The following is a 21,018-nucleotide window of genomic DNA, read 5'->3' as shown; positions in this document are numbered from 1 at the left end:
GCGCTGCGGTCGATTTGAGAAGGATCCGGGTTTGCTGTTAAATAGGAGGCGTGTCGCCCGGCGATTCATCAAGCCGCGGCGCATAGGCTGATCCCTGCAGATGCCCGGCAATTCTTTTCATCCCAACGCTGTGCGTGGTGCGGTATCAGCTCTTCCTGATGCCTGATCTTAGAGTGAGCCAATCAAATGTTGAAAATCGTCCACCTTCTGACGGGCGCAGCGGCCGTGCTGCTGTCCTTCATACCAAGCCTGCGGGCCGATGTAGCGCCTTACCTGCAACAACCCGACGCAATCTACCTGGCGCTGTTCGGTCTGCTCAATCTGCTTTTGGCGCCGGTGATACCACGCTGGAACAAAGGTCCACGTCATCTGTTGCAAAACCTGGTCAGTGTGCTGCTGGTCGCCTCGGTGATCACCCAGACCCTGACATTGCTGGTACCGCTGCCGGCCATCGGCATCCTGCCGGGTCTGCTGTGCGCACTGCTCGCGTGCCTGGCGCACCTGTCGATCAGCTTCTACCGTGCGTCACCGGCGCCCAGTGCCGTGCAGTACGACATGACCAACCGCGATACGGGCACCGTGAAGTGGTTCAACACGTCCAAGGGCTTCGGCTTCATTTCGCGTGACTCGGGCGACGACATCTTTGTGCATTTTCGTGCCATTCGTGGCGAAGGTCATCGCGTATTGGTCGAAGGCCAGCGCGTCGAGTTTTCGGTGATGAACCGTGACAAGGGACTGCAGGCCGAAGACGTGATCGCGGCATCGCCACGTCGCTGAATCCAGCAGCCAATAAAAAACGCGGGCACTGCCCGCGTTTTTTATTGCCTCGAAAAAGACCTCAATAATGAGGCGGCGGCGCTTCCTGAGTGGCCGTCTCGAACTGGCCGACCATTTCTTCCTGACGCTTGAGCAGTGCTGCGAGCTGCATCTGCAGACGTTCGATGGCCCGCTGCTGCAGGATCAATTCGTCGCTGAGCGAGGACAAGGTGTCATCCTGAAACGCCAGGCGCGTCTCCAGTTCCATCACTCGATCTTCCAGGCTCATGCCCTGCCCTCCGCGAAAACGAATTCGTCGCCCAGCAGGCTGGCCAGCTTTTCACGAACCGACGCCAGCTGCTCAGCGGTATAGGGTACGGCGGGCAACTTGCCCCAGACCGGCGCGGGCCAGGCGACATCGCCGCGATACCGGACGATTACATGCATGTGCAACTGGCTGACTACATTGCCTAGGGTGGCAATATTGATCTTGTCGGCCTGATAGCCTTGGTGAAGCAACTTCGCCAAGGCATGGGTTTCATTCCACAGCATTTGATGGTCCGCCTCGTTCAACTGGAAGACTTCGCTGATATCGGGACGACGTGGCACCAGAATGAACCAGGGATAGTTGGCATCATTGCTGAGCAGCAGACGACACAGTGGGAAGTCACCCAGGACATGAGTGTCCTGGGCAAGTCGGGCATCCAGGCTGAACACGGGCGTTCTCCAGAAAGCGGGATGGGGGACCGGGCCGTGGCCACGAATCATCGGGCACCAAGGATACCGTGCCCGGTCGGTTTTTTTCGAGGTCGTCGCGCATCCAGCTGATCAACTGCGCCACGCAAGTCCGTCAGTATGCCCGGAACGGGGCACAGTGCTGGTGCCCCTCGCCCCAGGATCGCTCGCCTTGTCGGACCTCGAACGATAGGCGCTGTCAGGACTTCACGCATTCCATTCAGTACTACACGTAACTACCTGACCAGCGGTATTTCTTTAGGCCAGCACCACATTGCCAATTTCATAAGCTGGGCTAGCCTTCCGATTCGGGACGTCACTTTTCGCACCAAAAAGATCCACCGGGAGCGCTGTCGGTGCATGGAGACTTCGGAATCTACCCACTCATGTCACCCTGCGGTAACGTTTGCGCGGCGAAATGGGAGGCGATCGCACTCACGACACGGTGACTGAAAAAACAGGCAATGGCTCGACAGGCAGGAATCCCGTGGGCTTCGCCAAGGCGAAAGAAGAAAAGTGAAAAATATGTGAACTGCTGGCACGTTTGTGCACGCTTGTTGCATTCACCATCGCAAGGTCCGGCGGGGACGTGGGAAGACGATAACCGTGGACAAAGAGTAAACCGTCGCAGAGTGTGTTCGTGCATTCGCAACTTGGCAGTGTCAACGGTTCAATCCACGGCAGTGCGTAAAGGCAAGACGGATGAAACAGCGTTAGTGCATACGCGCAAGCGAAGTGCAGTTGCAACAGCGAACTTGAAAGTATCGCCAACATGGCTGGCGTGGTATACGTTCCGCGCCGTCATAAAAAGAAAGAACTGCCTCAGATAAAAAAACAGGTGAGGCAGTGGTTACTCTTCTTAAAACCAAAGGAGCAAATCACGATGCGCGTGATGAAGTGGAGCATGATCGCACTGGCTGTAACAGCCGGCACCTCGCAGTTGGCTTTGGCGTCCGCCCAGGACGATTCCAAGGGTTTCGTGGAAGACAGCACCCTGAACCTCAAGCTGCGCGCCCTGTACATGAACCGTGACTACAAGCACGGCGCAGGCAACCCTACCCCTGGCACTGACAAGGGCTATCGCGAAGACACCGGTCTTGGCGCCCAGATGTTCTACGAGTCGGGCTTCACCCAGGGCACCATCGGTGCAGGTGTGGATGCAATGGGCTTTGGTTCGGTACGTCTGGACGGCGGTACCGGTCGCCGCAGCAACGGCCTGTTCGCAGCCGATGACGATGGCAACCTGGAGCACAGCCAGACCAAGGGTGGCGCGGCCGTCAAGTTCCGCTTCTCCAACACCGTGCTCAAATACGGCCAACAGATCGTCGCCAGCCCGGTCTTCGCGACCGATGACGGTCGTCTGTTGCCTGAAGTCGCCACCGGCACCTCGATCACCAGCAACGAAATTCAGGACCTGACCCTGAACATCGGCCGCTTCACCTCGATGAGCGCGCAGACCGGCATGGGTCGCGACTCCCTGGGCCTGAAGTCCGCCGACATCGCCGGCGCCACCTACGCTTTCACCAAGAACTTCACCGGTACGGTTGCAGCGTCCGACGTGGAAGACTACTGGAAGCGTCAGTACGTCAACCTGAACTACACCCTGCCGATCGACGATCTGCAGTCGCTGAACTTCGACTTCAACGCCTATCGCACCAAGAGCCAGGGCGAAGACCTGGGCGGCGACGTCGACAACAAGATCTGGAGCACCGCGGTTGCCTATAGCCTGGGCGCTCACAAGTTCACCCTGGGCTACCAGCGCAGCTCCGGTGACACCGGTTACGCCTATGGCGTGGACGGTGGTGGCACCGTGTTCCTGAACAACTCCGTACAGTACTCCGACTTCGTCGGCGCCGAAGAGAAGTCGTGGCAGGTTCGCTACGACCTCAACATGGCTACCTACGGCGTACCGGGCCTGAGCTTCATGACTCGCTACATCACTGGCGACAACATCGAAGCCAGCAACGGCGAGGAAGGCAAAGAGCACGAGTGGGACTTCGAGACCAAGTACGTGGTTCAGCAGGGCCCGATCAAGGACATGTCCTTCCGCCTGCGTAGCGCCGTGTACCGCGCCAACAATGCCTACGACGCCGACTACGGTCCGTCGAACAACGACCTGCGCTTCATCGTCGAGTATCCGCTCAGCATCATGTAATCCGCTGCGGGTAGCTGCACCCTTGAAAAGCCCGGCCCCGCCGGGCTTTTCTGCGTCTGGGCTCCCGTGCTCCGCAAAGCGCGGCCCTATGCCTGTACGTCGTCCAATCACGCCCGTACAATGCCAGGCCTCGATAAAATTTCGCCAAGACAACGGTCAACCATGCGCACCAGTCAATATCTGCTCGCCACACAGAAAGAAACTCCTTCCGATGCCGTCGTGATCAGCCACCAGCTGATGCTGCGTGCCGGCATGATCCGCAAGCTCGCCTCGGGCCTGTACACGTGGCTGCCGATGGGTCTTCGAGTGATGCGCAAGGTTGAGCGGATCGTGCGCGAGGAAATGGACGCCGCTGGCGCCCTCGAGGTGCTGATGCCGGGTATCCAGCCGGCTGAACTGTGGCAGGAATCGGGTCGTTGGGAGCAGTACGGTCCTGAACTGCTGCGCCTGAAGGATCGCCATGACCGTGAGTTCTGTGCCGGCCCTACCCACGAAGAAGTCATCACCGACCTGATGCGCAACGAGCTGAACAGCTACAAACAGCTGCCCATCAATCTGTACCAGATCCAGACCAAGTTCCGTGACGAGATTCGTCCACGCTTCGGCCTGATGCGTGGTCGCGAATTCATCATGAAGGATGCGTATTCCTTCCATACCGACCAGCCGTCGCTGCAGGTCACCTACGACCGCATGCACCAGGCGTATAGCAACATCTTCACTCGCCTGGGTCTGAAGTTCCGCGCTGTGGAAGCCGACAACGGCTCCATCGGTGGCGCTGGATCCCATGAGTTCCACGTGCTGGCAGAGTCGGGCGAAGACGATATCGTTTTCAGCGATACGTCCGACTACGCGGCCAACATCGAGAAGGCCGAGGCGATTCCACGCGAGACCGAGCGCGGCGCCGCCCAGGAAGAACTGCGCCTGGTCGACACGCCCAATGCCAAGACCATCGCGCAACTGGTGGAAAACTTCGGCCTGCCGATCGAGAAAACCGTCAAGACGCTGGTGGTCCACGCCGCCGAAGAAGGCAAGTTGATCGCCTTGATCATCCGTGGCGATCATGAGCTGAACGAGATCAAGGCAGCCAATCAGCCCCAGGTCGCCAGCCCGCTGGTCATGGCCAGCGAAGCCGAACTGCGTGAGGCCATCGGTGCAGGTGCAGGTTCCCTGGGCCCGTTGAACCTGCCCCTGCCGTGCATCATCGATCGCTCCGTCGCCTTCATGAGCGATTTCGGCGTAGGTGCCAACATCGACGACAAGCATTACTTCGGCGTGAACTGGGAACGTGATCTGCCGTTGCCTGAGGTGGCCGATCTGCGCAACGTCGTGGACGGCGACGCCAGCCCGGATGGCCAGGGCACCCTGACCATCAAGCGTGGTATCGAGGTCGGTCATATCTTCCAGCTGGGCACCAAGTACAGCGAAGCGATGAAGTGTCAGGTACTGGGCGAGAATGGCAAGCCGGTCACTCTGGCCATGGGCTGCTACGGCATTGGCGTATCGCGCGTGGTCGCAGCGGCCATCGAGCAGAACAACGATGCCGGGGGCATCATCTGGAGCGACACCCTGGCGCCCTTCCAGGTGGCCCTGGTGCCGCTGCGCTACGAAACCGAACAGGTCCGCGAGGCCACCGATCGGTTGTACGCGCAACTCACCGAAGCGGGCTTCGAAGTGCTGCTGGACGACCGCGACAAGAAGACCAGCCCCGGCATCAAGTTCGCCGACATGGAGCTGATCGGCATTCCTCACCGGATCGTCATCAGCGACCGCGGCCTGGCCGAAGGCAACCTGGAATACAAGAGCCGTACCGAGGACGCAGCCCAGGCTTTGCCTGTGGACGAAGTCCTGTCTTTCATCCAGGCTCGCGTGCGCCGCTGACAGACTCGAGAAACCATGTTCAAGCGAACTACCATGGCCCTCGGGGGTGCTGCCCTGTGCAGCACCCTGCTGGTCAGTGGCTGTGCCAACCAGATGTCGCAACGCAACGAACACGAGGAGCGGATCGAGCGCAAGCTGCTCGAACACAGCTTGCAGATCGACTTGGGCAAGCCCGAGGTCCTGCAGACACCGCAACGCCGCGTGCGCATTCGCGAACTCAAGGACTTCGAAGTCACGGCGTTCGAGACCACCCGTCACTACGATCGCTACACCCCCTACCAACCCTGGCGCGAGGTCTACGAGATCCCGCTGGGCGCGGTTGCCGTGGTGGCGGGCGTGGGCGCCAATGTGGTGAACGTGGCGACCTTCGGCAGTCTGCCCGATAGCGTTACCAAGGATTGGGTCAGCTATGGGTTCGCCGGTCTCAATCCGTTCATGAACGTGCAATCCAACGGCCGCGCCGAGCAAAACCTGGCCAGCATCGACGAGGTGCAGACCGACCAGCGCGTGGAGCACAACAGCACGCCCTGGAGCGAGCGGCCCGTTCAGGTCGGCACCGGTCGCAAGACCTTCGACCTGGAGACCGATGCCAACGGCGTATTGCGCATCAACCTGCTGGACAGCCCGTTCGCGGAACAGGATCTGACCCGTGTCACGCGCTTGCAGCTGAGCGTGGTGGACGAGGATAGCCAGACCCGCGCCAGCGCCCTGCTGCCGGTCAGCCCGGATCTGCGCGGCAAGCTTGCCGAAGCGCACAGGCTGATTTTCGATGACTTGGAAGGCGACGAGGTCGGTCAGTGGGTGTTTCGGGTCAAGCGACTGGCTGAATTGGGTCTGGAAGATGAAGCCAGTGAGCTGGAACAGAGCCTGATCGAATTGACCCGCAACGACCCTGAATTGCAGCAGGATTTCCTCAAGTCGCTGCGCAAGGAAACCGGGCGACTGGTTGCCGATCCTGGGACCTGAGCCCGCCGATCAGCGCTCGCTGAACAGCTCCAGTTGCTCGTGGGCGCCACGCAGGTCCAGCAGACGCACGCCGATGCCCAACAGCCGCACCGGCTTGCCACCCCGGGCGAAGGCCTGACCCAATAGCTGCTGGTAGCTTTCCAGGTCCCTGCCCGCCCCCGCCTGCTCCAGGGTGGTCTGGGTGAAATCGTGGAACTTCACTTTGACGAACGGCTTGCCGGGGCGGTAGCTGCTGTCGATCCGCCCGATGCGTTCGGCCAGGGTCTGCATCAACTCCGGAAGCTTGCCCAGGCAGCTGGCTAGATCGGGCAGGTCGGCCTCGTACGTGTTTTCCACGCTGATGGACTGCCGCCGGCTATCGTTCTGCACCACGCGATCGTCGATGCCGCGGGCCAGGCTGTAGAGGCGCTCGCCGAAGCTGCCGAATTCGCGCACCAGCGCCAATTTGCTCCACTCACGCAGCTCCAGGCAACTGTCGATGCCCAGGCGCGCCAGCTTGTCGGCAGTGACTTTGCCCACGCCGTGCAGCTTGGTGACCGGCAGGGCCGCGACGAAATCCTCGACCTGGGGCGGGGTGATGACGAACAGCCCGTCCGGCTTGCGCCAGTCGCTGGCAATCTTGGCCAGAAACTTGTTCGGCGCCACCCCGGCCGAAACCGTGATGTGCAGGCGCTTGGAAACTTTGCGCCGAATGTCCTGGGCGATACGCGTGGCGCTGCCGGAAAAATGCGGGCAGTCAGAGACGTCGAGGTAGGCTTCGTCCAGCGACAGCGGCTCGATCAGGTCGGTGTACTCTCGAAAGATGCCCTGAATCTCCCGCGATGCTTCTTTATAGGCATCCATGCGGGGCTTGACGATGGTCAGGTCAGGACAGAGTTTGACTGCATGACGTGAACTCATGGCCGAGCGCACGCCATAGGCGCGCGCCTCGTAGTTGCAGGTGGCGATCACGCCGCGACGCTCCGCAGAGCCACCGACGGCCAGAGGCTTGCCGGCCAGCCGCGGGTCGTCACGCATTTCGATGGCGGCGTAGAAGCAGTCACAGTCGACGTGGATGATCTTGCGCTGCGTCATGGTCTGAGCGGGGTACCGGGCGGGTAATGGATCGTACACATACCACGGTATTATCCCACTCGCAGCGCTAAGCGCCATCACCAAAGCCTGACGGCGCTGTTCCAGCCCGTCGGAAAAACATCGCAAATACCGCTGAAAGCCCCGCACCGCCTGCCTCTACCGGCCATTGGCAAAGCTAAGCGATTGATGGAAAAGAGTTTTCTTGAAATCAGGGTTTGACAAGCGCGCGATGCGCTGTAGAATAGCCCACACAGACGCGGGATGGAGCAGTCTGGTAGCTCGTCGGGCTCATAACCCGAAGGTCGTCGGTTCAAATCCGGCTCCCGCAACCAAACAACGAAGAAGGCCACTTGAAAAAGTGGCCTTTTTTGTTGCCTGCGTTTTCCCCCACCGCTGATTATCAAATCAGGTCGTCAGGCCGATCCACATCGCGGTAGATGCCCAGGTCATCACACGCCACACGATGCAGGTGTTCTTCGGCAAACAGCTTTCGTGCACCTTGATCGCCACGCAACAGCAGCAGCTGTTCGCGGAAAGCGCGGCCAAAGCCCACCGGGTGCCCCTTCCCTTGGGGGCCATGGGCGATGCTGATGCGCTCCGGCGCCATGGACTGGTACACCTTGGCGAAGGTGCCAGCGGTCACGAACGGCATGTCGCCCAGGCACACCAACCAGCCATCGGCGTTGGCACTGGCCTCGACGCCGGTGCGCAGGCTGTCGCCCATGCCTGCGGAGTCGAGCAGCACCACTTCGCAGCCGTAAGTCTGGGCAACCTCTATCACCTGTGTCTTGTGCGCACGGGTGACCAGCACGCGACGCTCGACTGCCTCGCCGAGATTGCGCAGCACCTGCTCGATGACGCTGCGCTCGATGCCATCCAACCCTCGACACCGAGCGAGCAGTTTGTCGCTGCCCTGCCCTGCCGCTTCCTGAAAACGCCGACCCTCTCCCGCAGCGAGGATCAGGGCGCAAGGTGCAATGATGGCTGACATGTCGTTGAGCTCCGGGAATCACATGACGCACTGCAGATGGAATGGCTTCGCGATCAATACAGGTTGGGTTCCATTTCCAGCGTTACGCCAAAGCGCGACTGAATATCGTCCTGGATGCGCTGGGCCAGCGCGTACAGCTCCTGGCCCGAGGCGCCGCCGTAGTTGACCAGCACCAGCGACTGCAAGCGGTGCACGCCAGCGTCGCCGTCGCGATAGCCTTTCCAGCCTGCGCGCTCGATCAACCAGCCGGCCGCCAGCTTGAAGAGCCCATCGGCCTGGGGATAGGCCACTGCATCAGGGTGCTCGCGGCGAATGGCGTCCAGCACCGGCGCGGTCACTACCGGATTCTTGAAGAAGCTGCCGGCGTTGCCCAGCTCGGCAGGATCGGGAAGCTTCTCTCGACGAATGCTGCAGATCGCGGCACTGACGTCCTTGGGCGTGGGGTGCTGGATACCCTGGTCGGCCAATCGTTGACGCACAGGGCCGTAGTCCAGATGCACCGGCGCCGAACCCGACAGCTTGAAACGCACACGCAGGATCACCCAGCGTCCGGGCTGGCGCTTGAACACGCTGTCGCGATAGCCGAAGGCGCATTCGGTGACACTGAAGTCGCGGACCTGCAGCGTGTCCCGGTCAAGCGCGGTCAGACCGGCGAACACGTCCTTGATCTCGACACCGTAGGCACCGATGTTCTGCATCGGTGCCGCGCCCACGGTGCCGGGGATCAGGCTGAGGTTTTCCAGCCCCGCCAGACCCAGCTCGAGCGTCTGCAACACGAAAGGATGCCACGGCTCGCCGGCTTCGGCTTCCAGCAATACCTGATCGCCATTTTCTTCGAGCACACGGACGCCACGACTGTCCATGCGCACCACCAGCAGCTCGCTCAGGTCGGTGGTCAGCAGCAGGTTGCTGCCGCCACCGATGACCAGCACGCGCAGATTCCTCGTCGCCGCCCACGCCAGCGCCTGCTCCAGTTCGCCATCGCTGTGCACGGAGACGAAGAACGCCGCGCGAACGTCGATGCCGAACGTGTTGTAGGGCTTGAGCGACTGGTTGGCGCGGATGTCCAGGCTCATGACGCCAGCAGGCGCCGCACGCGCTCAAGATCTTCGGCGGTGTCGACACCGGCGGGTGGCGCCTGCACGGCATCGGCGACATGGATGCGCACACCGTGCCAGAGCGCGCGCAGCTGCTCCAGACGCTCGGTGCTTTCCAGCCAGCAAGGGCCCCACTGCACGAAATCCTGCAGGAAGCCGGCACGGTAGGCATAGATGCCGATGTGACGACGATAGGGCACCTGGGCTGGCAGGACGTCGCGATCGTTGGCGAACTCATCGCGCGCCCAGGGCAGCGGTGCGCGGCTGAAGGTCAGCGCCAGGCCGTTAAGGTCCGTGACGACCTTGACCACGTTGGGGTTGAACAGTGCCTCCACGTCTGCGATCGGCTCGGCCAAGGTCGCCATGGCGGCCTCGCGACTGGCGGCGAGATTGGCCGCCACCTGGTCGATCACCACCGGCGGAATCAACGGCTCGTCACCCTGCACATTGACCACGATCGCGTCGGCATCCAGACCCAGCGCCTGGCAGACCTCGGCCAGGCGGTCGGTGCCGGACTCGTGGTCAGGACGGGTCATCACCACTTCGGCGCCAAAGGCACGGCAGGCGGACTCGATGCGGCCATCGTCGGTGGCGACCACCACCCGTGCTGCCGAACTCTTGCAAGCCTGTTCCCAGACATGCTGGATCATCGGCTTGCCGGCGATCATCTGCAGCGGCTTGCCCGGCAGGCGCGTCGACTGGTAGCGGGCGGGGATCACGACAGTGAAGGCCGTGCTCATTTATCCAGGCGCTCGTCGTCGGTGAGGGTGCGGGCTTCGGTTTCCAGCATCACCGGAATGCCGTCGCGAATGGGGTACGCCAGGCCTGCGCCCTTGCTGATCAGTTCGGTCTTGTCGGCGCTGAGCTTGAGCGGACCCTTGGTGATCGGGCAGGCGAGAATGTCGAGCAATTTGGTGTCCATGGAAAATCCTTCAAGGCAAGGGAATCAGGGCAAAAGGTCGGTCAGACGCTGGTCGAGCCAACCGATGAAGCGTGGCGAGGGCTGGGCGTCGACGGCCAGGTACCACCAATCCGCGGCGGCGAACTCGCGGCATTTCACGGCATCCTTCTCGGTCATGACCACCGGCAGCGGCGGCTCGAAACTCAGGGCCTGGAGCGTGAACCGGGCATGATCGGCGAAAGGGTGCGCGACAGGCTGCCAGTGTAGCGCCTGCAGGGTGTCGAAGAAACGTTGCGGATTACCGATACCGGCCACGGCGTGCAGCGGCTGCCCAGGGGGAAAATGGCTCAAGGGTCGGCGTTCGCCGCTGCGCACGTTGATCAGCGCCTGGGCTTGCAACGTCAGGCCGTAGCCTTGCGGGGAATCGTTGGCGGCACCGTTGCACAGCACGGCATCCACCGTCTGCAGGCGTTCGGCAGGTTCGCGCAACGGACCTGCAGGCAGGCAGCGGCCGTTGCCCAGCCCGCGCGCGGCGTCGATCAGCACCAGTTCGATGTCGCGAGCCAGGCGGTAGTGCTGCAGGCCATCGTCACTGAGGACGAGGTCGACGGGTTCGGCGTCGAGCAGCGCACGCACGGCGCGGCCCCGATCGGGGTCGATCACCAGCGGTACGCCACTACGCCGCACGATCAGCAGTGGCTCATCGCCCGCCTGGGCAGCGTCCTGATCGGCGCTGACCCGCCACGGCAGGCTCGGCGGCTGGGCGCCGTAGCCACGACTGACCACGCCGACGCGCAGGCCGCGGGCGCGGCAGTGCTCGATCAGCCAGAGGATCATCGGTGTCTTGCCGGTGCCACCAAGGGTAATGTTGCCGACCACCAGCACCGGTACCGGTGCCCGGTAGATCTCGCCCTGCCCGGCCTCGAAGCGCCGCCGCTTGCGCAGCACGACGTGGCGGTACAGGCATTCCAGCGGACGTAACAACCAAAGCGCACGATGGCCGGTGTACCAGGCGGCGGACAAGCGGTCGGCGAGGCTCATCAGGGATTTGCCTGCGCCTCGACGGTGATCATGCTGATCTGGCTGAAGCCGAGCTTGCCGGCAGCATCCATGGCACTGATCACTGCCTGATGGGGCGTCTTGCCATCGGCACTGATCGACAGGGGCAACGTGCTGTCACCCGCCGATGCCGTGCGCAGGGCCTCGATCAAGGTCGGTAGATCGCTCTTGGGCAGCAGCTGGTTGTTGACCGCGTAGACGCCCTCGGCGCTGATGGCGATGTCGACGCGCTTGAGGTCACTGGCCTGCTCCGGCGCGCCATTCACCGCTTCGGGAAGCTCGACACGCAACTGGGTCTCGCGGGTGAACGTGGTGGTGATCACGAAGAACAGCAGCAGCACGAAGACGACGTCTATCAGCGAGATCAGGTTGAGCTCGATGTTCTCCCGACTGCGACGACGAAACTTCACGCTTTTTCCTCGGCCAGGTCGACCTCGCGATCACCCTGCACGACTTCCACCAGCTTGATGGCTTCCTGTTCCATGCCCACTACCAACTCATCGATGCGGCGCTGCAGCAGGCGATGGAAGAACAGCGCCGGGATCGCGACGATCAGGCCGGACGCGGTGGTGACCAGTGCCTTGGAGATCCCGCCGGCCATGACGCTGGGGTTGCCGCTCACGGCGCCGCCGGTGAACGAGCCGAAGATCTCGATCATGCCGATCACCGTGCCCAGCAGGCCGAGCAGTGGGGCCATCGCGGCGATGGTGCCCAGGGTGCTGATATAGCGTTCCAGCTCGTGGATGACGCGGCTGGCGGCTTCCTCGATGCTTTCCTTCATGATTTCGCGACCATGACGCGAGTTGGCCAGGCCAGCGGCGAGAATTTCACCGAGGGGCGAGTCGGCGCGCAGCTCCTTGAGCTTTTCCTTGCTCAACTGCTTGTCTTTCTTCCAGCGCCAGACCTGGCCGACCAGATGGGCGGGCGAGACGCGGCTGGCACGCAAGGTCCACAAGCGCTCGGCGATGATGGCCAGCGCAACGATGGAGCTCACTATGATTGGCAACATCATCCAGCCGCCAGACTTAACCAATTCCCACACAGGTGCGATCCCCTCGAAAAAGTTCGCCACTCTACCATAGGGGTGCGGCGGGTCGAAGTACGCGATGACCGCTGGGAAGCTCAGGGCTTAACGGCCGCGTCACGCCAGAAACGTCGCTGGTCGCGCTGCAACTGCACGGGACCATGGGTCCCCAACTGGACGCGCAATGCGCCCGCCTCGGCCGTGTCGTGAGGGGTGATGCCCAATGCCTGGTAACGCGCCAGCACGTCAGCATGAGGATGACCAAAGGTATTGTCGTGGCCACGCGATATCAGCGCGGCGTGAGGCTGCACCGCTTCCAGGAACGGCTTGCTCGATGAGGTCTTGCTACCATGATGCGGCGCCTGCAACCAATGCGCCTGAGGCGACAGGCCACTGGCGAGCAGGGCCCTTTCGGCCGACGCGTCGATGTCGCCTGCGAGCAACAGCCGCTCGCCATTGGCTTCGACCCAGAGCACGCAGGAAGCAGGATTGCCGGGCACCGCCGACGGCCAGCGCCACAGCACGAACCTGACCCCATCCCATTCCCAACTACGACCGGGCTTGCAGGGCTGCGCCTGCCACGCAGCCGGCAGCGCGTCGGGTTCGCCGGCCAATGTCTGAGTGACGGGCAGGCGTCGCCGCACGGAGCCTGCACCGCCGGAGTGATCGAGGTGAGCATGACTGATGATCATCGCATCCAGGCGCCGTACGCCCAGCGCGACCAGGCTGGGCACGACGACACTGGCGCCGGCATCGACTTCGCCCAGTCCAGGACCGGTGTCATAGAGCACTTGGTGATGGGCGGTGCGTACCAGCACCGCCAGGCCCTGGCCAACGTCCAGCACCCAGATATCGGCCTGGCCCACGGGCGGCGCCTGACGCGGACTGAACAGCAGCAGCCCGACCATCGGCACGCTCAGCCAGCGCAACGGCACGCCCGCTGGCAGCAACAGCAGCAGGATGCCGATCGCGAGCACCAGCCATACTTCTGGCGACACGCCGGGCGGCAGCCAGGGAGGGCTCCATTCGGCGCTCCAGGTCAGCCATTGAAACAGCCCGCGCAATGCCCCGCCGGCCAGCCACAACAGGCTTTCGCCGATCCAGGGTACTGGTAGCAGCACGGCGCCGGCCATGGCCACCGGCAGCACCACGAGGCTGATCCAGGGTACGGCGAGCAAATTGACCAGCGGCCCGCTGACACTGACCGGCAGGGCCAGGGCCACCATCACCGGCAGCAGCCCGACGGCTACGCAGCACTGCGCACGCGTCCAGGCCTGCCACCAGCGCCACCCCCCGAGGCGCCCTGAGAACGTCAGCAGCAACACCCCCACGGCAGTGAATGATAGCCAGAAGCCGGGCTGCAGGCTCACCAACGGGTCGACCAGCAACACCAGGGTGAACGCCAGCAGCAGCGGCCACCAGACGCCCAGGTGGCGAAAGCGCAGCCGCCACATCAGCACCAGGCCGATCATGATGCAGGCCCGACGTACCGGCACCTGGAAGCCGGCCAGCAATCCGTATGACAACGCGGCGGCGAACGCCAAGGCGCACGCGCAGGGTAACCACGGCCACCGCGCCGGCCACAGACCGACTTTGGTCAACAAAGCCACCAGTCCATACACCAGCCCCGCCAGCAGGCCGACATGCTGGCCGGAAATGACCAACAGATGCACGGTGCCGGTGGCCTGGAGCACTTCCCACTGCTGGCGCGAGACCGCGGAACCGTCACCCAGCAGCAACGCGGCCAGGGTACCGCCCTGTTGTTGGCTGTCGACCGCCAGCAGACGCTGGCGCAGCCCATCGCGCCAGGCCAGGCGGGCTGTACGCACCCGCTCGCCGGCCTTGACGCTGCCCGTGGCGCCAAACCCTTTGGCCAAGGCCAAGGCCCAGGCCCGGGCGTCGAAACCGCCGGGATTGACCAACGCACGCGGGCGTTTGAGCTTTACCGCCAGGCGCCACCGTTCACCGCTGGCCACCGGCGGGCCACCGTACCAGGCCAGACGCAGCCGTGACGGCAACTGCGCGCGGCGCGACCAGGCATTCGTCAGTTCGAAGCGCACGCTGCTGCCGTTCGCCGCAGGCAAACCGACCACTTCGCCTTCGAGCCACAGGGTCTGCCCATCGAGCGCGAGCGCCAGTTGATCATTCATCGCCCAGTGGGCATGCAGGCATGCCCAGCACAATCCCAGCAGAAACAGCCCGAAGTGCCAGCGGCGCGCCACCAGCGATAGCGATGCAACCGCCGCCATGCCCATCAACCAGCCCAGCGACGGCAAGGCCGGCAAGCCACGCAGACACACCATCCCTGTCGCCAGCGCCAACATCGCCGTGCGCATACCTTCCTCCCTGAAAAAACCGCCGGCCAAGGCTAAGGGGAATCGCAGCGCGGCGCGCCTTATCAAATGTCACAAAGTCTGAGCTCCGACGTCGGGGAACTTGTGCATACTGCCGGACACATCCAGACAGATATGTGCGAGACCGCTATGCCGCGTCGCCTGTTCAAGCGCTACATGCCGGACCCTGAGACGATCCGCGAACACAAGTCGCTGCGATTTCTGGGTCGTCTCCTGCAGGACGCCAATCTGTGGCATCTGAATCGTCATTCCGTGGCTCGGGCCATGGCGGTCGGGCTATTCGCCGCGTTCATGCCGATTCCCCTGCAGATGGTCTTGGCGGCGGCGTTGGCGATCATGGTGCGTGGCAACATGCCCATCGCGGTCAGCCTGGTGTGGCTGACCAACCCGATCACCATGCCGCCGGTGTTCTATTGCACCTACAAGGTGGGATCGTGGCTGCTGGGCCAGCCGCCCCGGCAACTGCCCGATTCCTACAGCTGGGACTGGGTCATGAGCCAGATGTCCACGCTGTGGCAGCCGTTCCTGCTCGGTTCGGTGGTGACGGGCCTGGTCCTGGGTGCCCTGGCCTACCTGTTGACCATGCTGTACTGGCGCTGGTGGGTGAGCCGCCAGTGGCGCCGACGCAAGCAACGGCGCTAGCGGTGCCCTGGCTGGCAGGGAAATCGGCACCCGCGCATCGCGGGGCGGTTTCGGTGTATCGTGCGGCCGGTCAGGACGAGTGGTCGCGTTAAAAGTTCAGCGGTTTGGCAACTTGCCACCAGTGCGCTTGTCCTAGCCTCGAACGTCAACACAGCATTCTCCTCTAGGGACTCCGTCATGCTCCGATCATTGCGCTTCGCTGCCCTGCTTGGCGGCCTCATCATGAGTGCGTCCGCGTTGGCGAAGGATATCGACCCCGCCACCTATGGCTATCCGCTCACCAACCCGTTCGAGGCCACCATCGCGTCGACGCCGCCGGAGTTGCGCCCCAAGCTGCCTCTGGACGAAGACATCGATCAGGCCGACTACAGCCTGAACCTGCGCCCGGAGCGCGAGTTCATCCTGCCGGACAATTTCTGGGCGGTGAAGAAACTGCGCTATCGACTGGCCCAGCAGGATCATGCCGCGCCGCTGATCTTTCTCATCGCCGGTACCGGTGCGCCCTATAGCAGCTCGCTCAACGAATACCTGAAGAAGCTGTATTACCAAGCCGGCTACCACGTTGTTCAGCTGTCCTCGCCGACCAGCTTCGACTTCATCAGCGCTGCCTCGCGCTTCGCCACACCGGGCGTGACCCGCGAAGATGCCGAAGACCTGTACCGAGTCATGCAGGCCGTGCGTGCACAGCACCCCAAGTTGCCGATCACCGAGTTCTATCTGACCGGCTACAGCCTTGGTGCGCTGGACGCGGCATTCGTCAGCCAACTGGATGAAACGCGCCGCAGTTTCAATTTCAAGAAAGTGCTGCTGCTCAACCCGCCGGTCAATCTGTACACGTCGATCACCAACCTCGACAAACTGGTGCAGACGCAGGTCAAGGGCATCAACAACAGCACCACGTTCTATGAACTGGTCCTGAACAAGCTGACGCGCTACTTCCAGCAGAAGGGCTACATCGACCTCAACGATGCCCTGCTCTACGATTTCCAGCAGTCCAAGCAGCACCTGTCCAATGAACAGATGGCCATGTTGATCGGCACCTCGTTCCGCTTCTCCGCCGCCGACATTGCCTTCACGTCCGACCTGATCAACCGCCGTGGGCTGATCACGCCGCCCAAGTATCCGATCAGTGAAGGCACCAGCCTCACGCCGTTCCTGCGCCGGGCGCTGCAGTGCGACTTCGACTGCTACCTGACCGAGCAGGTGATTCCGATGTGGCGCGCCCGTACCGATGGCGGCAGCCTGCTGCAGCTGGTGGATCAGGTGAGCCTGTATGGCATCAAGGACTACCTGCAGAACAGCCCCAAGATCAGCGTCATGCACAATGCCGACGACGTGATCCTGGGCCCTGGCGACCTGGGCTTCCTGCGCAAGACCTTTGGCGATCGCCTGACCGTTTACCCTTATGGCGGCCATTGCGGCAACCTCAATTACCGCGTCAACAGCGACGCTATGCTGGAGTTCTTCCGTGGCTAGAAAATTCCTGTTGATGGCAACGCTGCTCTGCGCAGGCCTTGCCCAGGCCGACGACAGCACCGTACAGAAGGTCGACAGCGACGGCTTCAAACAACCGTTGCAGGTACTCAAGTTCAACCCGGGTCTGGATCAGCGCGAGTTCGAGCGCTCCACCCTGACGGCGTTGAACGTGTACGACCCGCTGGAAAACCTGAACCGACGCCTCTACCACTTCAACTACCGCTTCGACGAGTGGGTGTTCCTGCCGGTGGTGAATGGCTACACCTATATCACGCCGTCGTTCCTGCGCACCGGCGTGAGCAACTTCTTCAGCAACCTGGGGGAAGTGCCGAGCCTGGTCAACAGCCTGCTGCAGTTCAAGGGCAAGCGTGCCCTGGACACGTCCGGACGATTGCTGGTGAACACCACGCTGGGTGTGGCGGGACTGTGGGATCCGGCGACCTGGTTCGGCCTGCAGAAGCAGTCCGAGGATTTCGGCCAGACCCTGGGCTTCTACGGTGTACCCAACGGTGCCTACCTGGTGCTGCCGATTCTGGGTCCGTCCAACCTGCGTGACACCACTGGCCTGGTGTTCGACTTTGCCGTCGAGAACCAGATCAACTTCCTCAATGTGGCCGAGGTGAGCAGCAACCACCCGGAGCTGTGGGCACTGCGCGCCGTGGATCGGCGCTACAGCAACAGCTTTCGCTACGGTCAGATGAACTCGCCGTTCGAGTACGAGAAGGTGCGCTACGTGTATACCGAGGCGCGTAAGCTGCAGATCGCCGAGTAGGTACATCTGCGACGGGTCTCTTCGCGGGTAGAACCCGCTCCCACAGGAACCGCGTTGCGGTTCACTGTGAGGGCGGGCGCAGATTCCTCTGCCTCGCCCCGCTCAGCGCTTGTCGTAGAGTTTGGGAGCACCGGCCGGTCGTGACTTGAAGCGCCGGTGGGCCCACAGATACTGCTCGGGGCATTCGGTCACGGCCTGCTCCACCCACTGGTTGATGCGCAACGCATCAGCCGCTTCGCTCTCGCCGGGGAACCCTTCCAGCGGCGGATGCAGCACCAACCGATAGCCACTGCCATCTTCCAGCCGTCGTTGCGTGAACGGGATGACCCGTGCCTTGCCCAGACGGGCGAAGTGGGTGGTCGCCGTCACCGTTGCTGCTTCGATGCCGAACAACGGTACGAAAATACTCTGCTTGGCGCCGTAGTCCTGATCGGGGGCATACCAGATCGCGCGGCCCTTGCGCAGCAGCTTGATCATGCCGCGCACGTCCTCGCGCTCCACCGCCAGCGAATCGGGATTGTGTCGCTCGCGGCCCTGGCGCTGCACGAAGTCGAACAACGCATTGCGATGCTCGCGGTACATGCCGTCGATGGTATGACGCTGACCCAGCAGCGCCGCGCCAATCTCCAGGGTGGTGAAATGCAGGGCCATCAGAATCGCCCCCTCGCCGTCACGTTGGGCCGCCTGCAGGTGTTCAAGCCCTTCGATGTGCGCCAACTTGGCCAGGCGTGCCTGTGGCCACCACCAACTCATGGCCATTTCGAAGAAGGCGATGCCGGTCGAAACGAAGTTTTCCTTGAGCAGGCGTTTTCTTTCGATGGGCGGCATCTGCGGGAAGCACAGCTCCAGGTTGCGCGCCGCCACGCGTCGACGTTCGCTGGCCACGCGGTACATGCCCAGACCCAGCCAGCGCCCCAGGCGCAGCAAGGTGCCGTAGGGCAGTTGCACGACCAGCCACAACCCGCCCAGCCCCAGCCACAGGGGCCAGAAGCGCGGATGAAGAAAATATCGGCGAAAGCGCGGGCGTTCCATTGACGATTCCGTACAGGCAACAAGGCCGCGCATTCTACATGGGTTGACCTTCCATCGCTGCGTCGCGGCTTGCAGGGGAAGGTGGTTCTCGCTATAAGTCTCGGCACTTTTTTAGTTACAAGGCGCGTTTTGCCGACCATGAGCCAGACCGATCAGCTAGACCAGGAACCTGTGTTCCAACTCAAGGGCAGCATGCTCGCCATCACCGTGCTTGAGTTGGCGCAAAACAACCTTTCCGCCCTCGACCGCCAATTGGCAGCCAAGGTGGCGCAGGCACCGAACTTCTTCAGCAATACGCCGCTGGTGCTGGCGCTGGACAAGCTGCCCGCCAACCAGGGCAGCATCGACCTGCCCGGCCTGATGCGCATCTGCCGTCATCATGGCCTGCGGACCCTGGCGGTGCGCGCCAGCCGTATCGAAGACATCGCCGCAGCGATCGCCATCGACCTGCCCGTGCTGCCGCCTTCGGGCGCGCGCGAGCGACCTTTGGAAGTTGAAGAAAAGAAGCCGGAAAAGCCGCCCGAGCCATTGATCCAGCCCACTCGCGTGATCACGACGCCGATCCGCGGCGGCCAGCAGATTTATGCCCAAGGCTGCGATCTGGTGGTGATCAGCTCGGTCAGTTCGGGTGCGGAACTTCTCGCCGATGGCAATATCCATGTCTACGGCCCGATGCGCGGACGCGCCCTGGCCGGCATCAAGGGCGACCGCAAGGCGCGCATTTTCTGTCAGCAACTGGGCGCCGAGCTGCTGTCCATCGCCGGGCAATACAAGGTCTCCGAGGATCTGCGACGCGACCCGTTGTGGGGTTCACCCGTTCAGATCAGCTTATCCGGGGATGTGTTGAACATCACCCGTCTTTAACGGATACTGCCGCCATTTTAAGCGCAACTTTCAAATAGCGCGGTTGTCGAGCGGTACCGCTTCCAGTACCGCCGGCTCATGCAGTCCGCCGATGTTTTGAAGTCATGTTTTTTCGGGGATTAACCGTCCCTTTTTCAGTAGAGGTGATACACCTTGGCCAAGATTCTCGTGGTTACATCCGGCAAGGGTGGCGTGGGCAAGACCACCACCAGCGCCGCCATCGGCACCGGCCTCGCATTGCGCGGCCACAAAACCGTCATCATCGACTTCGACGTCGGCCTGCGTAACCTTGACTTGATCATGGGCTGCGAACGCCGCGTGGTGTACGACTTCGTCAACGTCGTGAACGGCGAAGCGACCTTGCAACAGGCCCTGATCAAGGACAAGCGCGTCGAGAACCTCTTCATCCTGGCGGCCAGCCAGACGCGCGACAAGGACGCCCTGACCAAGGAAGGCGTCGAAAAGATCATCAACGAGCTGTCCAAGACCCACGACTACATTCTGTGCGACTCCCCGGCGGGCATCGAGAAAGGTGCTCACCTTGCCATGTACTTCGCCGACGAGGCGATCGTGGTAACCAACCCGGAAGTCTCTTCGGTGCGAGATTCGGACCGCATGCTGGGCTTGTTGGCGAGCAAATCGCGTCGCGCCGAACAGGGCGAGGATCCGATCAAGGAACACCTGCTGATCACCCGCTACAGCCCCGAGCGCGTCAGCAAGGGCGAAATGCTGGGCGTCGAGGACGTCGAGGAAATCCTCTCGGTCCGTCTGCTGGGCGTGATCCCGGAATCCGAGGCCGTGCTCAAGGCATCCAACTCGGGTACGCCGGTGATCTTCGACGACCAGAGCGACGCCGGCCAGGCGTACAGCGATGCCGTCGACCGTTTGTTGGGCAAGGAAAAGCCGCACCGTTTCCTTGATTTCAAGAAAAAGGGCTGGATCGAGCGCCTGTTTGGAGGTCGCTAATGAATATTTTCGACTTCTTTCGCGATCGCAAGAAAGGCAGCACCGCGTCAGTTGCGAAAGAGCGTCTACAGATCATCGTGGCGCATGAACGCGGCCAACGCACGACCCCTGATTACTTGCCCGCCCTGCAGAAAGAGCTGGTGGAAGTGATTCGCAAGTATGTGAACATCGAGAGCGACCAGGTACAGGTTGCACTCGAGAATCAGGGTAGCTGCTCGATTCTGGAATTGAACATTACCTTGCCTGACCGCTGAGCCTCGCGCTCGGCTCCACGGC

General features: G+C 62.4%; 22 protein-coding genes and 1 tRNA gene. 11 read left to right on the top strand and 12 right to left on the bottom strand.

Annotated features, from left to right (window positions below; translation table 11 throughout):
- Window positions 1-186 precede the first annotated feature (186 nt).
- Entirely contained in the window at window positions 187-777 is a 591-nt protein-coding gene (locus BLV18_RS22565) for a cold-shock protein (RefSeq protein ID WP_049861522.1), read from the top strand.
- Window positions 778-838: 61 nt separating this feature from the next.
- Here BLV18_RS22565 and BLV18_RS05080 read toward each other — a convergent pair whose 3' ends face one another.
- Window positions 839-1,045, bottom strand: coding sequence for a SlyX family protein (locus BLV18_RS05080; RefSeq protein ID WP_049861523.1), 207 nt, complete (start codon window positions 1,043-1,045; stop codon window positions 839-841).
- On the bottom strand, window positions 1,042-1,473 hold the full coding sequence (locus BLV18_RS05075; RefSeq protein WP_090356748.1) for an HIT domain-containing protein: 432 nt from the start codon (window positions 1,471-1,473) through the stop codon (window positions 1,042-1,044). The genes BLV18_RS05080 and BLV18_RS05075 overlap by 4 nt, the downstream gene beginning before the upstream one ends.
- A gap of 901 nt (window positions 1,474-2,374) precedes the next feature.
- On the opposite strand from BLV18_RS05075, the gene BLV18_RS05070 reads away from it, so the two are divergent.
- The 3 genes from BLV18_RS05070 to BLV18_RS05060 all read left to right on the top strand — a co-directional run bounded on the left by BLV18_RS05070 (window position 2,375) and on the right by BLV18_RS05060 (window position 6,490).
- Window positions 2,375-3,646 carry an OprD family porin gene (locus BLV18_RS05070; protein ID WP_090356746.1) on the top strand — a complete coding sequence of 424 codons (1,272 nt, stop codon included), beginning with the start codon at window positions 2,375-2,377 and terminating at the stop codon, window positions 3,644-3,646.
- A 162-nt stretch (window positions 3,647-3,808) separates the two neighbouring features.
- Entirely contained in the window at window positions 3,809-5,524 is a 1,716-nt protein-coding gene (locus BLV18_RS05065) for a proline--tRNA ligase (protein ID WP_090356744.1), read from the top strand.
- Between the two features lie 15 nt (window positions 5,525-5,539).
- A complete protein-coding gene (locus BLV18_RS05060; RefSeq protein ID WP_090356742.1) occupies window positions 5,540-6,490 on the top strand; it encodes a hypothetical protein in 951 nt (316 codons plus the stop codon).
- A 9-nt stretch (window positions 6,491-6,499) separates the two neighbouring features.
- Here BLV18_RS05060 and dinB read toward each other — a convergent pair whose 3' ends face one another.
- Window positions 6,500-7,564, bottom strand: coding sequence for a DNA polymerase IV (gene dinB / locus BLV18_RS05055; protein WP_049861528.1), 1,065 nt, complete (start codon window positions 7,562-7,564; stop codon window positions 6,500-6,502).
- Window positions 7,565-7,819: 255 nt separating this feature from the next.
- Here dinB and BLV18_RS05050 point away from each other — a divergent pair.
- Window positions 7,820-7,896: transfer RNA gene (locus BLV18_RS05050), tRNA-Met, on the top strand.
- A gap of 68 nt (window positions 7,897-7,964) precedes the next feature.
- Here the strand turns inward: BLV18_RS05050 and BLV18_RS05045 are convergent.
- The 8 genes from BLV18_RS05045 to BLV18_RS05010 form a co-directional block, all read right to left on the bottom strand.
- Entirely contained in the window at window positions 7,965-8,555 is a 591-nt protein-coding gene (locus BLV18_RS05045) for a nucleotidyltransferase family protein (protein ID WP_090356740.1), read from the bottom strand.
- 53 nt (window positions 8,556-8,608) lie between these two features.
- The gene (gene murB, locus BLV18_RS05040) at window positions 8,609-9,631 is read right to left on the bottom strand and encodes a UDP-N-acetylmuramate dehydrogenase (RefSeq protein ID WP_090356738.1); all 1,023 of its coding nucleotides are present in this window, start codon (window positions 9,629-9,631) and stop codon (window positions 8,609-8,611) included.
- Window positions 9,628-10,392, bottom strand: a complete 765-nt coding sequence (gene kdsB, locus BLV18_RS05035) for a 3-deoxy-manno-octulosonate cytidylyltransferase (protein ID WP_090356736.1) — start codon at window positions 10,390-10,392, stop codon at window positions 9,628-9,630. Before kdsB ends, murB begins: the two co-directional genes overlap by 4 nt.
- Complete coding sequence (locus tag BLV18_RS05030; RefSeq protein WP_049861532.1) at window positions 10,389-10,574, bottom strand: Trm112 family protein; 186 nt, start codon at window positions 10,572-10,574, stop codon at window positions 10,389-10,391. The genes kdsB and BLV18_RS05030 overlap by 4 nt, the downstream gene beginning before the upstream one ends.
- 24 nt (window positions 10,575-10,598) lie before the next feature.
- A complete protein-coding gene (lpxK, locus tag BLV18_RS05025) occupies window positions 10,599-11,594 on the bottom strand; it encodes a tetraacyldisaccharide 4'-kinase (RefSeq protein ID WP_090356733.1) in 996 nt (331 codons plus the stop codon).
- Window positions 11,594-12,022, bottom strand: coding sequence for a flagellar polar localization protein PocB (locus BLV18_RS05020; protein ID WP_090356732.1), 429 nt, complete (start codon window positions 12,020-12,022; stop codon window positions 11,594-11,596). Before BLV18_RS05020 ends, lpxK begins: the two co-directional genes overlap by 1 nt.
- Window positions 12,019-12,654 (bottom strand): flagellar polar localization protein PocA, encoded by a 636-nt coding sequence (locus BLV18_RS05015; protein ID WP_043193308.1) that lies wholly within the window; start codon window positions 12,652-12,654, stop codon window positions 12,019-12,021. Before BLV18_RS05015 ends, BLV18_RS05020 begins: the two co-directional genes overlap by 4 nt.
- A gap of 80 nt (window positions 12,655-12,734) precedes the next feature.
- Complete coding sequence (locus tag BLV18_RS05010; RefSeq protein ID WP_090356730.1) at window positions 12,735-14,972, bottom strand: DNA internalization-related competence protein ComEC/Rec2; 2,238 nt, start codon at window positions 14,970-14,972, stop codon at window positions 12,735-12,737.
- 147 nt (window positions 14,973-15,119) lie between these two features.
- Between BLV18_RS05010 and BLV18_RS05005 the strand changes: the two genes are divergently transcribed.
- From BLV18_RS05005 to BLV18_RS04995, 3 genes are all read left to right on the top strand, one after another.
- Window positions 15,120-15,632 (top strand): DUF2062 domain-containing protein, encoded by a 513-nt coding sequence (locus tag BLV18_RS05005; RefSeq protein WP_090356728.1) that lies wholly within the window; start codon window positions 15,120-15,122, stop codon window positions 15,630-15,632.
- Window positions 15,633-15,809: 177 nt separating this feature from the next.
- The gene (locus BLV18_RS05000; protein ID WP_049861537.1) at window positions 15,810-17,108 is read left to right on the top strand and encodes an alpha/beta fold hydrolase family protein; all 1,299 of its coding nucleotides are present in this window, start codon (window positions 15,810-15,812) and stop codon (window positions 17,106-17,108) included.
- Window positions 17,101-17,880 (top strand): MlaA family lipoprotein, encoded by a 780-nt coding sequence (locus tag BLV18_RS04995; RefSeq protein WP_056843371.1) that lies wholly within the window; start codon window positions 17,101-17,103, stop codon window positions 17,878-17,880. Before BLV18_RS05000 ends, BLV18_RS04995 begins: the two co-directional genes overlap by 8 nt.
- A 102-nt stretch (window positions 17,881-17,982) precedes the next feature.
- Here the strand turns inward: BLV18_RS04995 and BLV18_RS04990 are convergent, their stop codons facing one another.
- On the bottom strand, window positions 17,983-18,912 hold the full coding sequence (locus BLV18_RS04990; protein WP_090356726.1) for a lipid A biosynthesis lauroyl acyltransferase: 930 nt from the start codon (window positions 18,910-18,912) through the stop codon (window positions 17,983-17,985).
- Between the two features lie 138 nt (window positions 18,913-19,050).
- On the opposite strand from BLV18_RS04990, the gene minC reads away from it, so the two are divergent.
- The 3 genes from minC to minE all read left to right on the top strand — a co-directional run bounded on the left by minC (window position 19,051) and on the right by minE (window position 20,996).
- Entirely contained in the window at window positions 19,051-19,776 is a 726-nt protein-coding gene (gene minC / locus BLV18_RS04985; protein ID WP_090356724.1) for a septum site-determining protein MinC, read from the top strand.
- Window positions 19,777-19,929: 153 nt separating this feature from the next.
- Window positions 19,930-20,742 (top strand): septum site-determining protein MinD, encoded by an 813-nt coding sequence (gene minD, locus BLV18_RS04980; protein WP_049861541.1) that lies wholly within the window; start codon window positions 19,930-19,932, stop codon window positions 20,740-20,742.
- Window positions 20,742-20,996, top strand: a complete 255-nt coding sequence (gene minE / locus BLV18_RS04975; protein WP_049861542.1) for a cell division topological specificity factor MinE — start codon at window positions 20,742-20,744, stop codon at window positions 20,994-20,996. The genes minD and minE overlap by 1 nt, the downstream gene beginning before the upstream one ends.
- The last annotated feature ends 22 nt before the right edge of the window (window positions 20,997-21,018 follow it).

It is taken from the genome of Pseudomonas coleopterorum, from assembly GCF_900105555.1.
Lineage (GTDB): Bacteria > Pseudomonadota > Gammaproteobacteria > Pseudomonadales > Pseudomonadaceae > Aquipseudomonas > Aquipseudomonas coleopterorum.
This window is presented reverse-complemented; position numbering and strand designations above follow the sequence as displayed.

Coding starts and splice junctions, on each gene's coding strand:
- BLV18_RS22565 (WP_049861522.1), top strand. CDS start 187: ATGTTGAAAATCGTCCACCTTCTGACGGGCGCAGCGGCCGTGCTGCTG.
- BLV18_RS05080 (WP_049861523.1), bottom strand. CDS start 1,045: ATGAGCCTGGAAGATCGAGTGATGGAACTGGAGACGCGCCTGGCGTTT.
- BLV18_RS05070 (WP_090356746.1), top strand. CDS start 2,375: ATGCGCGTGATGAAGTGGAGCATGATCGCACTGGCTGTAACAGCCGGC.
- BLV18_RS05065 (WP_090356744.1), top strand. CDS start 3,809: ATGCGCACCAGTCAATATCTGCTCGCCACACAGAAAGAAACTCCTTCC.
- BLV18_RS05060 (WP_090356742.1), top strand. CDS start 5,540: ATGTTCAAGCGAACTACCATGGCCCTCGGGGGTGCTGCCCTGTGCAGC.
- dinB (WP_049861528.1), bottom strand. CDS start 7,564: ATGACGCAGCGCAAGATCATCCACGTCGACTGTGACTGCTTCTACGCC.
- BLV18_RS05045 (WP_090356740.1), bottom strand. CDS start 8,555: ATGTCAGCCATCATTGCACCTTGCGCCCTGATCCTCGCTGCGGGAGAG.
- murB (WP_090356738.1), bottom strand. CDS start 9,631: ATGAGCCTGGACATCCGCGCCAACCAGTCGCTCAAGCCCTACAACACG.
- kdsB (WP_090356736.1), bottom strand. CDS start 10,392: ATGAGCACGGCCTTCACTGTCGTGATCCCCGCCCGCTACCAGTCGACG.
- BLV18_RS05030 (WP_049861532.1), bottom strand. CDS start 10,574: ATGGACACCAAATTGCTCGACATTCTCGCCTGCCCGATCACCAAGGGT.
- lpxK (WP_090356733.1), bottom strand. CDS start 11,594: ATGAGCCTCGCCGACCGCTTGTCCGCCGCCTGGTACACCGGCCATCGT.
- BLV18_RS05010 (WP_090356730.1), bottom strand. CDS start 14,972: ATGCGCACGGCGATGTTGGCGCTGGCGACAGGGATGGTGTGTCTGCGT.
- BLV18_RS05005 (WP_090356728.1), top strand. CDS start 15,120: ATGCCGCGTCGCCTGTTCAAGCGCTACATGCCGGACCCTGAGACGATC.
- BLV18_RS05000 (WP_049861537.1), top strand. CDS start 15,810: ATGCTCCGATCATTGCGCTTCGCTGCCCTGCTTGGCGGCCTCATCATG.
- BLV18_RS04990 (WP_090356726.1), bottom strand. CDS start 18,912: ATGGAACGCCCGCGCTTTCGCCGATATTTTCTTCATCCGCGCTTCTGG.
- minC (WP_090356724.1), top strand. CDS start 19,051: ATGAGCCAGACCGATCAGCTAGACCAGGAACCTGTGTTCCAACTCAAG.
- minE (WP_049861542.1), top strand. CDS start 20,742: ATGAATATTTTCGACTTCTTTCGCGATCGCAAGAAAGGCAGCACCGCG.